Source organism: Hungatella sp., assembly GCF_046966825.1.
Map to the genome: position 1 here is coordinate 16,374 of NZ_JBKVCZ010000091.1, position 12,605 is coordinate 28,978.

General features: G+C 48.2%; 14 protein-coding genes. All 14 read right to left on the minus strand.

Annotated features, from left to right (window positions below; all coding sequences use genetic code 11):
* Positions 1-2: 2 nt before the first annotated feature.
* Positions 3-2,219, minus strand: a complete 2,217-nt coding sequence (locus tag ACLTD4_RS22995; RefSeq protein ID WP_181988730.1) for a site-specific integrase — start codon at positions 2,217-2,219, stop codon at positions 3-5.
* On the minus strand, positions 2,212-3,366 hold the full coding sequence (locus ACLTD4_RS23000) for a tyrosine-type recombinase/integrase (RefSeq protein WP_117623748.1): 1,155 nt from the start codon (positions 3,364-3,366) through the stop codon (positions 2,212-2,214). Before ACLTD4_RS23000 ends, ACLTD4_RS22995 begins: the two co-directional genes overlap by 8 nt.
* Positions 3,367-3,431: 65 nt before the next feature.
* Positions 3,432-3,662, minus strand: a complete 231-nt coding sequence (locus ACLTD4_RS23005) for a DUF6133 family protein (protein ID WP_117623749.1) — start codon at positions 3,660-3,662, stop codon at positions 3,432-3,434.
* A gap of 325 nt (positions 3,663-3,987) precedes the next feature.
* Positions 3,988-4,545, minus strand: coding sequence for a YodL domain-containing protein (locus ACLTD4_RS23010; RefSeq protein WP_117634171.1), 558 nt, complete (start codon positions 4,543-4,545; stop codon positions 3,988-3,990).
* A 131-nt stretch (positions 4,546-4,676) separates the two neighbouring features.
* Positions 4,677-5,834: a hypothetical protein gene (locus ACLTD4_RS23015; RefSeq protein WP_227146752.1), complete on the minus strand. Its 1,158-nt coding sequence runs from the start codon at positions 5,832-5,834 to the stop codon at positions 4,677-4,679.
* A gap of 164 nt (positions 5,835-5,998) precedes the next feature.
* Positions 5,999-6,574, minus strand: a complete 576-nt coding sequence (locus tag ACLTD4_RS23020; protein ID WP_117634157.1) for a hypothetical protein — start codon at positions 6,572-6,574, stop codon at positions 5,999-6,001.
* Entirely contained in the window at positions 6,564-6,854 is a 291-nt protein-coding gene (locus ACLTD4_RS23025; RefSeq protein WP_117634158.1) for an AbrB/MazE/SpoVT family DNA-binding domain-containing protein, read from the minus strand. Before ACLTD4_RS23025 ends, ACLTD4_RS23020 begins: the two co-directional genes overlap by 11 nt.
* Positions 6,847-7,275: a hypothetical protein gene (locus ACLTD4_RS23030; protein ID WP_117634159.1), complete on the minus strand. Its 429-nt coding sequence runs from the start codon at positions 7,273-7,275 to the stop codon at positions 6,847-6,849. The genes ACLTD4_RS23025 and ACLTD4_RS23030 overlap by 8 nt, the downstream gene beginning before the upstream one ends.
* A complete protein-coding gene (locus ACLTD4_RS23035) occupies positions 7,275-7,655 on the minus strand; it encodes a hypothetical protein (protein WP_412331583.1) in 381 nt (126 codons plus the stop codon). The genes ACLTD4_RS23030 and ACLTD4_RS23035 overlap by 1 nt, the downstream gene beginning before the upstream one ends.
* Positions 7,642-8,592, minus strand: a complete 951-nt coding sequence (locus ACLTD4_RS23040; protein WP_333490851.1) for a DNA adenine methylase — start codon at positions 8,590-8,592, stop codon at positions 7,642-7,644. Before ACLTD4_RS23040 ends, ACLTD4_RS23035 begins: the two co-directional genes overlap by 14 nt.
* Positions 8,593-8,607: 15 nt before the next feature.
* Positions 8,608-9,789: a hypothetical protein gene (locus ACLTD4_RS23045; RefSeq protein WP_117634162.1), complete on the minus strand. Its 1,182-nt coding sequence runs from the start codon at positions 9,787-9,789 to the stop codon at positions 8,608-8,610.
* A gap of 45 nt (positions 9,790-9,834) precedes the next feature.
* The gene (locus ACLTD4_RS23050) at positions 9,835-10,038 is read right to left on the minus strand and encodes a hypothetical protein (protein ID WP_117634163.1); all 204 of its coding nucleotides are present in this window, start codon (positions 10,036-10,038) and stop codon (positions 9,835-9,837) included.
* A gap of 67 nt (positions 10,039-10,105) precedes the next feature.
* Complete coding sequence (locus ACLTD4_RS23055; RefSeq protein WP_412331584.1) at positions 10,106-11,740, minus strand: hypothetical protein; 1,635 nt, start codon at positions 11,738-11,740, stop codon at positions 10,106-10,108.
* Positions 11,734-12,444 carry a hypothetical protein gene (locus ACLTD4_RS23060; protein ID WP_117634165.1) on the minus strand — a complete coding sequence of 237 codons (711 nt, stop codon included), beginning with the start codon at positions 12,442-12,444 and terminating at the stop codon, positions 11,734-11,736. Before ACLTD4_RS23060 ends, ACLTD4_RS23055 begins: the two co-directional genes overlap by 7 nt.
* Between the last annotated feature and the right edge of the window lie 161 nt (positions 12,445-12,605).

Sequence of the window (12,605 nt, forward strand, 5' to 3'; positions counted from 1 at the left end):
AATCAGCCACCTCCGCTTTTCTCTATCGTCTCAACGATATTCCTATAAGCCGTCAGCAACTGTTTTTCCTGTCGGTACTCTATATATTCTTCACAATCTGCAATTTCCGCCTGATAATAGCCCTTTTTTATTTCCTGCACCCGCACTTCCTGAGCCTGCAGCAATTCCTTCCAGAATGGCAGATATTTTATTCCCGTGCACAGATGTGGGCAGTTGGCACAGTGGACCGAACGGCTACAGCTTTTACATGCTCCATCACACAGTTTCCTTGTACAGAAACCGAATTCTACCCGGCGCTTTCCTAAACGAAAATCAACATATAAGAGCCGTCTTTCTTCTTCCGAGAACGTAGTAAGCTGTTCATTGGATAACAACAGGTGAAACTGCTTTTTAAAAAATTTGGTATTCATTTCTGCCAATCTAGCTGATTTAACTTCCGCATAATATTGCATGACTGTGCCCTGGTTCAAATGTCCCAGTTGATAGATAAGTTCCATGGTGGTGGCGCCGTTCTCAATCATGTTCACCACAAGCGTTTTGCGGCACTGTCTGCTGGTGAAGTTCCAAAGCTCGCCGCTGTCATCACAAATCTCATATTTATAAATCAGCTTGTTGATTTTCATAATGAAATACTCCACATTCAGCATTGCAACCTTATAGCCTTTCTTCTGATGCAGAAAAATATACGGAAGGGTATGTTCTCTGCGAAGTTCCTCACTGGCAGTAATCTGCTTTTTGATTTTCTCTGCTAACTCCGCCGAGATATAAACACTATGATACTCGCCGATTCCGTTGCGGCGTCTGGCCTTTAGCGTCTTGTAAGGAATATATTTTAGTTTCACTGCCCCATCATAACGAGCGGTTATAAGGCAGTCTTCCTCTAAAAATGCCACCTCTTTGGCCCGCATCCCGGTTTCGGAGAATATCTGGAATACCAGTCTGTCCGTCTCATCCAATTCCTCCAGCCGGTCAGAAAGTTCTTCTATTACCTTATCCGGAATATATGGTGTATTCTTATGGTATTTCTTAGCATTGACAAAATGCAGGCTCTCGAACGGATTACTATGAGGTGTGGGAAGCTTACTGTCATTCTCGTCAGAGCAAAGATAGTGGTATAAAGTTCGGCAGGCAGAGAACATGGTCATAATTTTTGATTGATCCATCTCTTGCTCCAAGGACAACTGCAGCTTTTTTACGTCTATATGATCGATATCAGAAAAATACCGTATACAGTCATTCAATTCACAAATCCGGTTCACTGCTTCAAAAATGGAGAGATGGCTTCTGTCACTGGCGCGTATATGGCCTGAGAACCTCATCTTTAGGAAACACTTTATCTCTTTTCGGAATGACGGCTGATTTACCTTACGAAAATCCACAGTCAGCAGTTTCAGACCTATTCCATGTCTTTGATATAAAAGCCACACATCCTTATGCAGCGACATTTCTTTCCTGTTTTCCTTAATAAATCGTATCCTCTGAATATCTGTTTCTTCCTCTGTTATCTGCTTCAGCAGCTTCAGGAAATCCGGTTCTGCACCTGCAAACGCTGTCCGGCTGTCATTTCCCAGAATAAAGTTGTTTATTTTCGTAAGGCTGATTAATTCCCGCCTTTGTGTATAACTTCCAGCTATCCCTTTTAAATAAGCAAGCGTCTGGTCTGATATCTGCATCAGATACCTGGATACCCTTACATCTCCTACCCGGTTTGACACTTCTGAAAGAGATAAGCCACTTTTCATAAGAGGCCTCATGACTGAAATCCAATGCTCTGCAAAAGCCTCTTCATTCATCTGGCAGAACTCCCCTCCATTTGCCTGATCTAAAATATATCGGAAATCATAATGAATTCTTATCGCTTCATTTTGTAGCATCTTTGCAAACACGTATTCATAGCCAATGTATTTAGCTTTCAGACGCTTTTCTCCATCAGCCCACTCCCGTGCAAACTGCATTGCGTAATAAGAAAAGCATTGTAGAAACGCTTCCCTGCATGTTAGTCCGATTGCCACGAAAGCAATCCCTCCAAAGGCAGTAAACGCCTCGCAAAGTCCAGTATTGTCCTGCTCGTAAGTCCTACTTTCCAAAATACTCCGGTAGTCCTCAATTTTCTTTCTCATTACCGGTTCCGGATACTCCTTCCGGTACGGCAGGCGCACCTCAGTTCCCTCAATGTCCCAGACAGCAGAAGCGGTAATTCTCCGTGTAATTTTAATCATTACCGCCACCATCCTTTTTACTATGGCGTTTGTATGCGGCGTTGGCCATTATTTCGCTATTATGGTTCATATACGGCTGAATGGAATCAATTTTCGACCATCCAAACAAAGCTTTGATTTGGATGTCTGATTTTTCCTGCTCCGGATGCAATGCGTTATGCTCCAATACCTCCATCACCTTCGTGCTCCTGCCGCTATGAGTTCTGACGCCTACTGCGGAGATACCACAGCGTTCTGCACAGTCTCTCAAGATTTTGCGATAGTTATGATAAGTGAGCGGCTGTCCCACCGATTTCCCGTGTAAAGTAAGGAATAACCAATCACTGATGATACCGCCCTCATTTTCAGCAGACGCCCGTTCCACAAAAAGATAATCATTCAATACCCTTGCCGTCTCTTCACCTATCCGCACGGTACGGAGCTTATTCTCATACCCACTGACCGCAGTCTGCCTCATCTTAGAGCGCGAGGGTTGTATCAGCCGTTCCATGGCTTGATAATTACTGAGACGCATACTGAGTACCTCATCAATCCGGAATCCCTCCAGCGTCAGCCGGAACACCGCCTTATCCCGCAGCGTATGAAAACCGTTGCAAAGGAGCGCTTTCTCCTCGTCCGTATACCATTTAATATATTCTCTGCTTCCTTTTACATCGGGCAGCATCCGGTTAATCAGGTATTTATACTGGTAAGTGTAGATCTGTCCATACAGATAGGACTGTGGCCGGCATCTGCGCTCTCCTTCGTAAAACACCATCTCACTGCCATAGGTCTGGTCAAGCCAGCGGTAAAAGTCTGTTATGGCGGTTACATAGCCGGACAGCGTGCTGTAACAAAGACTTTCCTGTGGACTCAATATTCTTAGATTTTCCTTATCCCCGTAAATCAAATGGTCCACAAACTCCAGAACCTGTTTGTTAGTTGCCGCCTCATAATTCGTATGATGCTTCTCATGCAAAAAGTTAAAGTATACGCACAGCTTGTAGGCGTAACTTTTTCCTGTGCCAAGTTTATTGATGCTTTTCATCTCAATATACTGATTTGGCGCCAACATGGGGAGAAGCCGGTCTGTCAGCATATAGCGGCAGACCTCATCTCCTGCTGTGGTTTCAAATAGAAACCGTTTTACCTGAAATCGTTTTTCCATGGTCCATCCTTCCCGCACCTCTGGCACAGGCTAACTATACCATGAATCCATGCCATTTACTTCCTCTATCCAGCATAATTGAACATTTCCTGAATACGCCTTGTTAATTCAGGAAGCACAACGTCTCCGAATAAAGCGTATAATCCGGCCAGCAGTAAAGCGCCGAGCACCACCGATATCAATATGACAACGGCCGTGTCAATGTAGCCTTCCCCTCTGTTGTTTGCCAGGATACCGCTTGTCCTTGCATACAGCTTTATTGCCTTTATCTTAATGGAATTCATCTTCTCTTTCATAGGATTCTACCTCTTTCCTTATAGTTTATATCGTGTACATAAAACAGGAAGTGAACCAGCATCTCCACCTAATTCATTCCCTCCACTAATCCCTTATGTTTAAAGGGATTAACCACTATCTATATCGTATACATTTATATAGTGTTGCTGTAGTTAAGAAAAGATAGCACTATCGATGAAATTTTCACCGGAACGGTCTGCAATGACTGCCCGTACTTTACACATGTTCCACTCTGCCGCACGTTTTACACGCTCAAATCCTGCTCTCATAAATTAATCCTCCTCTCATGATAAAAGGCAGCCTTTCGCTGCCTGATTTCCATCTTTACAACTGAAGCACCTGGGACTGGATCGGTTCCGGTCCCCCAAATGCAACCGGTTTAAAATCCCTATAGTCCACGTAATAGAATTCACTGGTGTCCTCATCGTATAGCTCAATCACATCTGACACCGAGAGGGAATGTCCCGTATAGCCTGGAACCTCCTGCCCTCCATCAAATTTCTCGTAGATCCTATCCAACTCATTGGTCTCTATTTCCCCGTCATAGACCATGTGGTAATTCTGTGGGGCCGGTTCTCCGAATCTCGTAACCAGCGTATCATAGCCAATGAATTTCATATGGATATTGACATCGGACTTCAACTGCCAGATCCGGCAGTTCTTCAAGGGTTCACAGCCCTGAGTCTCTGCCTGTCCATTCATCAGCCGATCGTATACGCCGCCCTTCCATACCACGGCTTCAATCCCGCCCTGCCGTTCCAGATAGGCTTCCAGTTCCTTTCCCTTAAAGATCGGGTCCACCACCGCCTGGCTCCCGGCAACATATCCGGCTGGGTTTCCAAAGTATAAAATCCTCCCGTTTTCCACCCGAATCCCACGCATGGGCATTCACTCCCTTCTTGTTGTTTCAATCACTTCTTTACTGCCAACGGCGTCTTTCCCAAGCGTTATTACTCCCATTTGCAGCGTCCCTGGCTCAAAAACCATGCCACATCTCAAGTTCCTCCTAACAGTTACAGACTCATGCCTTGTGAAAGAGCGGTACCGCTCTCCTCCTGTTCCATCCTGTTTTTCCCTCCCGATTGGTTCATCCGGTGGGCTGACTGGATCCCTTCATATTTCTCCTTGTGGATAATGGCTGCTTTCACATAGATGGTTTTTCCGTCTTTGTATTTCCGGTAATGTCCTCTCCTGGTGTGAGGCAGCATTTCATACCCCGTTCTCCTAAATCCGCCTCTTCCGCTGTTCTTCTTGCTAAAAAAATAGACAGCTCCGATGGAATCCGGGGCTGCTCCTTCCTGTTTCATATCGAACACCTTGATACTGTTTTTGTCTACAAACCGCTGACTTTGAATCGCCTTTCCTGCATACTCCGACTTTCTGGGATGCTCCTCCAGATACTTGCGCCGTCTCTGCTCTGCCAGTTCCATTTCCTGCAAATAATCCAGGAGACTTAAGAACACCGCCGTCACACCGTCCGTCTTTCCGACCAGGTTTTCAATGGGAATTTTCCTGCTCCCCTTCAACCGGTCTAGGATTTTAATACAGAGATCTTCATCCTTCTCTACCAGATAGGCACAATCTACGCCACTGCTTCCCTGTATGTTAATAATATAATGCACATCATCTGCCACCAGCCGGTTCAGGCTCTCCTTATCTGTTTGGGTCATCTCATAGTAACCGTATTCTTCATAGAGCCGCTCATTGATCAGCAGAAGCTTGGGAACACAGTCATATTCGGTATAATATTTTCCCTTCTCCCTATCGTATTGAAAATGTCGGCTTCTCTGCTCCGGCAGGATGGATGAGGCAGACTTCTCATCCACATACCGCCGTTTCTTCTCTGACTGTCCTTGAAAAAATGGGATCATGAGCAGCATATCCAGATAATGGTCCAGGCGCTTCCGAAACTGCTTCATGTCCCGCCCTGTCAGATCCTTCAGACAGCGTTTTCGGTCCTCCTCCTGGCTGTAAATAAAATCCGCCAGACGTTTTTTCTTGGTTGCCAGCGTTATTAACGCCTGGCTGCGCTCTTTCTTGCTCCCCCTCTCCAGTATCATTTCCGCTGTCAACAGGTCGCTGACTAGTTCTTTCCGCTCCTCCCCTTCCCCCACCATGTGGTTGTAAAACCGGTACTGGGGAAGGTTCATTTTGTCCACGTATTTAGACATCCGCTGCCCTCACTTTCCTACTTCTACCTACTGTATCAACTCAACACCATACCATGCTGTACGCCGGAAAGCGATTCACAAAAACCAACAAACATTGGATAAGAACATGCAGCAGACCTGGCAAAACCATGGGCCGCTCAGTGTGCTAAATCGCAATTCTCTTCTTACATCTGCATTGGTCCCGGACTGCCTTCCAATCCCTGGCGCATTTGATCCAACTCTTCCTGTGTGGGGTAAACCTGCCTGCCATCCCGCACCTCCCAAACACAGAAATCATTCCGGTCACAGAGCATGATCCGGTGCTGATAGGATTTTTGCATTTCCACATATTCCATGGCTTCCTTTTCATTGCAGAGCCACACCCCGGCCGCATACCTTCCATCCTCCAGAAAGCTGTATCCGCTGTACTGGGGTTCATGGTTCTCCAAAGGCAGGGCTCCAAGTGGGCGGATCTGGGAAAGCTGCAGCTTCTCCTCATCCGGCAGCAATTCCGGCTTTAACACCCCAAGCACATGATCCCGAATGCAGCGTTCAAACTCTCCGTTCTTTAAATTCACCAGAAACACAGACTTTCCCAGGGCATTCGCATTGGCTCCTTTCCCGCCTGTGCAGTAATAAAGTTGCCGGCCAAAGCCAGCCTCCTGGGCAGATTCTTTCAGGACAATCACCTTCCCCTTCAGAGAACAGCCACTTCCTGTCTCCACACAATCCCTGTCTGCATAAATCCGACTATCCGACATGGTATTCCTCTTTCTCCCGTACCAGCCCGGACAGGTCTGAAATCAGGCTTAAGCGGACCGCATCTGGCATGGTTTTAATGGCGGCGCGGACGTAGGCTTCTACTGCTTCCGGTGACTGGTCCCCCACCTCCACGATTTCTACCTTACGCACGGATACCTTTCCATCCTGGAGCTGAAGGGCCAGGATATCCCCGCCGCACATACCGGCCGCCAGACGCAGTTCCCGCGGAATTAACACTCTTCCCTTACTGTCCATCACCTTATATACCAGCTTACTCATCGTAGTACCCTCCTTCTTCGATTGTCTTGTACGCTTCCTCCGCAGATATCCCAAACAGGGACAGGATCTCCAGAAGCGGCGCCTGGACCGCCGCCATGGGATCCGTATCACCGATTAAAATCGCCCCCGGAATCGTCTGCACCACCAGCCCTGCATCCATTGGGATATGGGCATCGTTCAGTAAATCATGAGGGACTACTAACGCTGCTTCCTCCTCATCGGCAATGATATCCGTCTCACAGATCCCCGTTTCCACCTGAAACCGCGGCCCATAGCCGTTAGCTTCTTTTACCGGACTGGTGGGGGCAAACTCCAGCGTTACCAGATTCCCCGGGGGCAGGCACATGCTTTCCAATACACCTGGCGGCAGGATGATGCTTCCATCCTCCGCCACTCTTCCATTGATTTTCACGTTTCTCATCACGCCTCCCTTTCCTCTCCTTCTGCTGTTTCCTGCTGTTCTAACTCCCGGATGAATTCCTGAAGTTCCTCTTCACTCACACTAAGCTGCGCGGCCTCCAGTTCCTTCACAAGCGCCGCCAGCCCGCTTATTTCCTCCGACAGTTGTTCCAGCCGTGTTCCATTGCAGTACCCGCTGAACGTCCGCAAATAGCCCTTTACGTCCGCGTGATACTGCCCGGTTTTCTGATTCCTGACCATGGCAAAGTAACAAGCCGCCAGACAGCTGTCATCTACCTTCACGAAGAGGTGTCCTCCAGCTCCAATAATCAGGCGCTGTTTTCCTTCTGTCTGTTCCTCCAGCCGATGCTTTGCCCACCAGAGTTTCTCAATTCCTTCCATCTTCCGTCTCACCTCCCAACAGCCCGGCAGAAAACAGGTTCATCTGCTGTGGGCCCCATTTCTTCCGCTCCTGGGGATCATAGTTGGTAATGATTACCTCCGGGAATTCACACCCACGGTCATAGCGCTGGGCCAGGTTATTGATCCGGCTGACCGCCGTGATGTGGCAGCCCTCGTACAGTCCCCGGATATAGTCGCAATCGTTATAGCTGACCATCCATTTTCCCTGGCAGCCTGCCAGAGTTTCCCGAAGCCTCACATGGTTCTGCCTCGGGAACTCCACCTCATAGTGATCCTCCGTCATAAAATAAGGCGGATCGCAATAAAGAAAGGCGTTCTCCCGGTCGTACTGCCGGATGAGCGCCTCAAAGTCTTTATTCTCGATGACCGTATTCGCCAGCCGGTCCGCCGCCTGCCAGATCAGGTGGAAGGTCTTTCTCACATCAAAGGGCTGACAGCCAAAGGATGTGCAGCCGCTTCCATAGCTGTACCGGATTACTTTGTAGAATGCCGCCGCCCTCTGGACATCCCCCGGCTCTGCGCGTTCCAGAAAGAGGGAACGCAGTTCCTCGAACTCCAGGGGCGGCAGGTTATGCCTTGCCAGCTCCAATTCCTGTGCAAGAAAAGTTCCTGCAAACTCCTGTCCCTCTAAAAACCTTCGCAGCACAAGGAATTCGTCCCTTCCGTTTAAAGGCAGGAATCCCAGCTGGCGCAAAAACTCCATGGTGTGGTTCTTCACACAGGCATATAGATTGGTCAGGTTGGAATTGAAATCATTATAGACCTCCATCACCTTTGGATCCGGCGGTCTCCCGAACAGCACCCAGCCGCCGCCTCCAAACACCTCAATATAGCGTTCAAAACTGGCCGGAGACAATTCATACACCGTGTTCCGCAGCGCCTTTTTGCCCCCCACCCAGGATATAAAACTGTTGATACTACCTCGCCTCCTCTATCCCATTTCCTGCGTCATCATGGCATGGTCCTCCGATTGAACTTCCACCAGGTCGGGCTCCTTTGAGACCGCCCCATAGGCTGTGAGCTTCCTTCCGGTCTGGACATACAGTTCTTTCCCATAACCTTCAAAGTCAAACCTCCGAAATGCCTGTGCCTCCAGGTCTGCTCCCATCTGCTCCAGACATTCCCTGCCGTAGGTGGCATAAGTCACCTGTGCCGGATCAAACGCATACTGAGCCAACCTATCTGTCAGCTCAGTAGCCTGCTCTAAACTGGAACAGCTTTCAAACTCAGCCACTGCTTTGTATTTCAGCAGCTCCTTCTCCGTCATGGACGTTACCTTCACCGCCAGGTAGTTCCACCGTTCTATGTCATGATCTTGCCCTGTTAACTGCTCAAAAAGCGGAGCAGCAGAACGCACTTTGGCAATCCTACAATACTTGAATGATTCCAGTCCCAAACTCTCGAACACCTGGACTTTTGTCGCTTCATCATACGGAAGTTCCAACCAAACTCCCACTCCTAAATCTTCCGGGTTCGTTGCCTCTGGGACAAGGTACAGAGAAAACAGAGATTGGTGAATCTCTACCTGTTCCGGAAGCTGCTTCCCGTCATAGACTTCCTGCCACTGATCTGAAACACGGTAGCAGTAGCCCCTGGATGTAAACACGCCGTTTTCCGTTTCTCTTACATATGCTCCAACCTTTTCAGTATCTAAAAGCGGGTAAATGTCTCCTGGCAGCTCCTTTAACAGTGGATCCAGATCATTTTCAATGGTCATTTCCCCGATATCACTGTCACATCGGATCCCTGGGAGGAATTCAAACCGCTCCAGGTTATACAGACCATTGATAACCTGCTTCATATTTTGCTCCGGAAGAACCTTTAAAACCCCTTCATAAACTTCAATCTGCCGCTCTGTCATTTGTGACAGCTTATAAGCTAACAGATTTAATTCCTCCAGTGTATGATTGTAGCGCTCCAGAACCGATTCGATAAAACCCGGCCAGTACCCTCCGCGGTCCAAAAGATAAGGCTCCCCCTCCTTTAGTCTGGCCCTCTGAAACGCATCCTTTACCGCCTCCTGGTGAGCCGGCAGAGAAAGAACACTTCCCTGATAAGCAGGATCTTCCTCAAACTGGAAGGCATAGATCCATACCTTCATGGGTTTACTCATACCTCTCATCCTCCTTTCCTTTTCTCCCTCTTCCTCTTGCATGGTTCACTCCATGCTCATTCCCTGCGAAAATGTCTTCTGGACAGACTCAGCTTGCACCAAGCGGCATTTCTCCGCTACCTCCTGTACCAGATTAAGCGATTCCTCCAGAGCTCTCTTTTCTGTCTCTAAATCTATATTTGATCGCAATGCTATGATGATCGTCCTTTCTGCCTGCTGCAAATCGCTGCGGACACGTTCATAATACATCCATCTCCCTCACCTCCTCTTTCAGATTTATCGTTTCACAGCTGTCGACTGGCTCCTTCCCTTCTTTTTATGAGATGCCGCCCATCCCCTCCATGCCTGTCAGTTCCTGCTCCGAGACAATCCCCTTCAGCTCCTGTTCCGTCTGTACACGAAATTTAGAATGGCCAAAATAGACATACAGATCACAATCCGACTCACACTCGATGCCTTCCTGTGAAAAACATTCTCCCCAGCCATCACAAGCTTGTCCGACCCATTCCCGTTTGAGGACCTCCAGTTCTTCTGGATTCAACTCCCCATGGCTCTTGATTTCCAGCACACCCCAAAGATTATATTGATAACGTTCTACGGTTGGGCGCATACTGATTACCCTTTGTTTTAAAAGTTGATTATCCAGGTACTCTCCAAGTCCTTTTTCTGTTTTTAAGATATCATCTGCGGCAATCGCCTCCCGGATATCCTCCTCATAAGAAATCAATCCAACAGAGGAAAGAGAAGAGGAATACTCATCTTCATCCACCAATTCTGCCAACAGTGGACTGTATAGTCTGATAATGGAATCGTTCTCGCACAGTTCATTGCAATGCCACTCATCACACAGCACGGTTCCCTGTTCCGACCACCTGGTTCCATCCCGCTTCATCAGCGCCTTTCCCAGACTGTTCCAATCCAGGTATGCTTCACAAAACCGGGAAACATACAGCGAACCGTCATCTTTCATCCGCCATCTGGCATAGTCTTCTGGTGTTCTAAATTCTGAAAGGATCTGATAATGATCCAGGTCACTTAAAACATCCGTGGCCTCATCCAGGCTGCGGGGGCATTCCGCGGTTAACACCGCTTTCAGCTTTTCCACGATCTGTTCCGTGCCGTCCAACACCTTTTCTTTTAAAAACCAGGCAAACCGGTTCAGTTCTTCTATCTCACTCCCTACCGGAAGATAATGACGCAGTTCATCAAGCGGTCCTCCGTACTGATTCCATTGGCATTCGGAAAACTCCAGTATCCCCAGTTCCTTTTTGGCCAGTTCCATTTTTTCTTTATCTGCCGGGATTGCCAGAGAAACGTTTACCATTCCATTTTGCGAGGGGCGGCGCAGATGAAGCAGAAATAGCGAATTTTTATCATATCCCGGATCCGGAAGGTAGTTCTGATACACTTCTTTATAAACAGTATCCTCACGCTTTAGAATCAGACCACTTGGACAGTAATCCCCTCTGTGGTCTGCAAAATAGGAATCTCGGATCCGTCCAAAATCCAGCATAGGATACAGTACCTCTGGTATCTCAATCTGTTTCCCCCTGCGTAATAGCTCTGCCGCAATTCGCCCCGGATCACTGATATCCTCCAACAGATCATAGAAATCCAGGTTAAAGGAAAGATTGATGATCTCCTTCAGCGTTCCGGGCGCTTCCAATTTAAGCGCCACAGAAAAAATGTCCTGTTCTTTCCTTGTCATATGCCGCAGCCGCAAATCCAGGAAGTCCAGTTCCTTCCGCATCATCTCATCTCCGTAATCCATCCCTGTAATCATCTCTGACAGTGGCTGAACCGGTGAAACCAGAGAACGGACCGTCACCGTCTGATTCCCGGCTTTCCCCTCGTCCAGTATCTTTTTTGCAGCCTCAAAGTCTGAAGCCGACATAGGAATTCTCATCAGCTCTGAAACCATATCCCCATAGCCAATCCGGATTTCTAACATTCCACTTCCTCCTCATTTAAGACAGTCCCTATTCCATGCCGGCTGATTAAGATCGCATGGATAATCAGACGCAACAGCCCGTCATGGAACAACTCCGGATCCCCTAACTCTGATAAAGACACATAAGGTTTTCCAGTACATAATTCCTTTGCCACACAGAACGTTGCATAGCTGTCCAAATCAGCCCCGCGAAGGCGGAATCGGCTGTAGTCAATCGTCCGCTCCTGCACAAATGGCCCGGCCTTTTCCCAAAGCCTCTCCTCGCTGCTCAATAGAAACACGGCGGCAGCGAATCCCGGTTCCGTCACAAGCCCCGGATATAAACCGCAGCGCATGAGCGCCCGAAACCGCCGCCTGTGTTCCTCACTTTTAAAAAACATAATCCCTTTCTCCCCTTCCTCCCGGAGCTTCCCTACCCGGACCGTCAGGGCTGATCCCGGTAGCTCCTCTGTCAACAGTCTGAGTAAAATCTGATAGAATGCAGAAGGCATTTCCTCATCCGCTGCGGTATACAGATGGCCGTCCCTACCCTGTTCTTTTTCTGCTCTCCACACATTGACATACCGGCAGCTTCCAATCCCCGCTGTCTCTCCAGCCTGCCGGCTCCGGATGATTCCGCTTTTACGTGGCCTGAACCCTGGCACCTGCTGCATTTCCCGCTCCAGCTCTGCGATTGACGTCCCTTTCATAAATCTTACAGTCATGATTCTCCGTCCTTTCTTTCAAATCGTTGGGTTTTTGACATAAAAAAAGCAGCTATGCCCTTATTTTAAAAGACATAACTGCGGTTCCACGGTATCACTGGACACCAGCACTTTCCTATCAAAGTCCGGCTGATTATTTTTTCAGTTCCTCTCTCTAATGG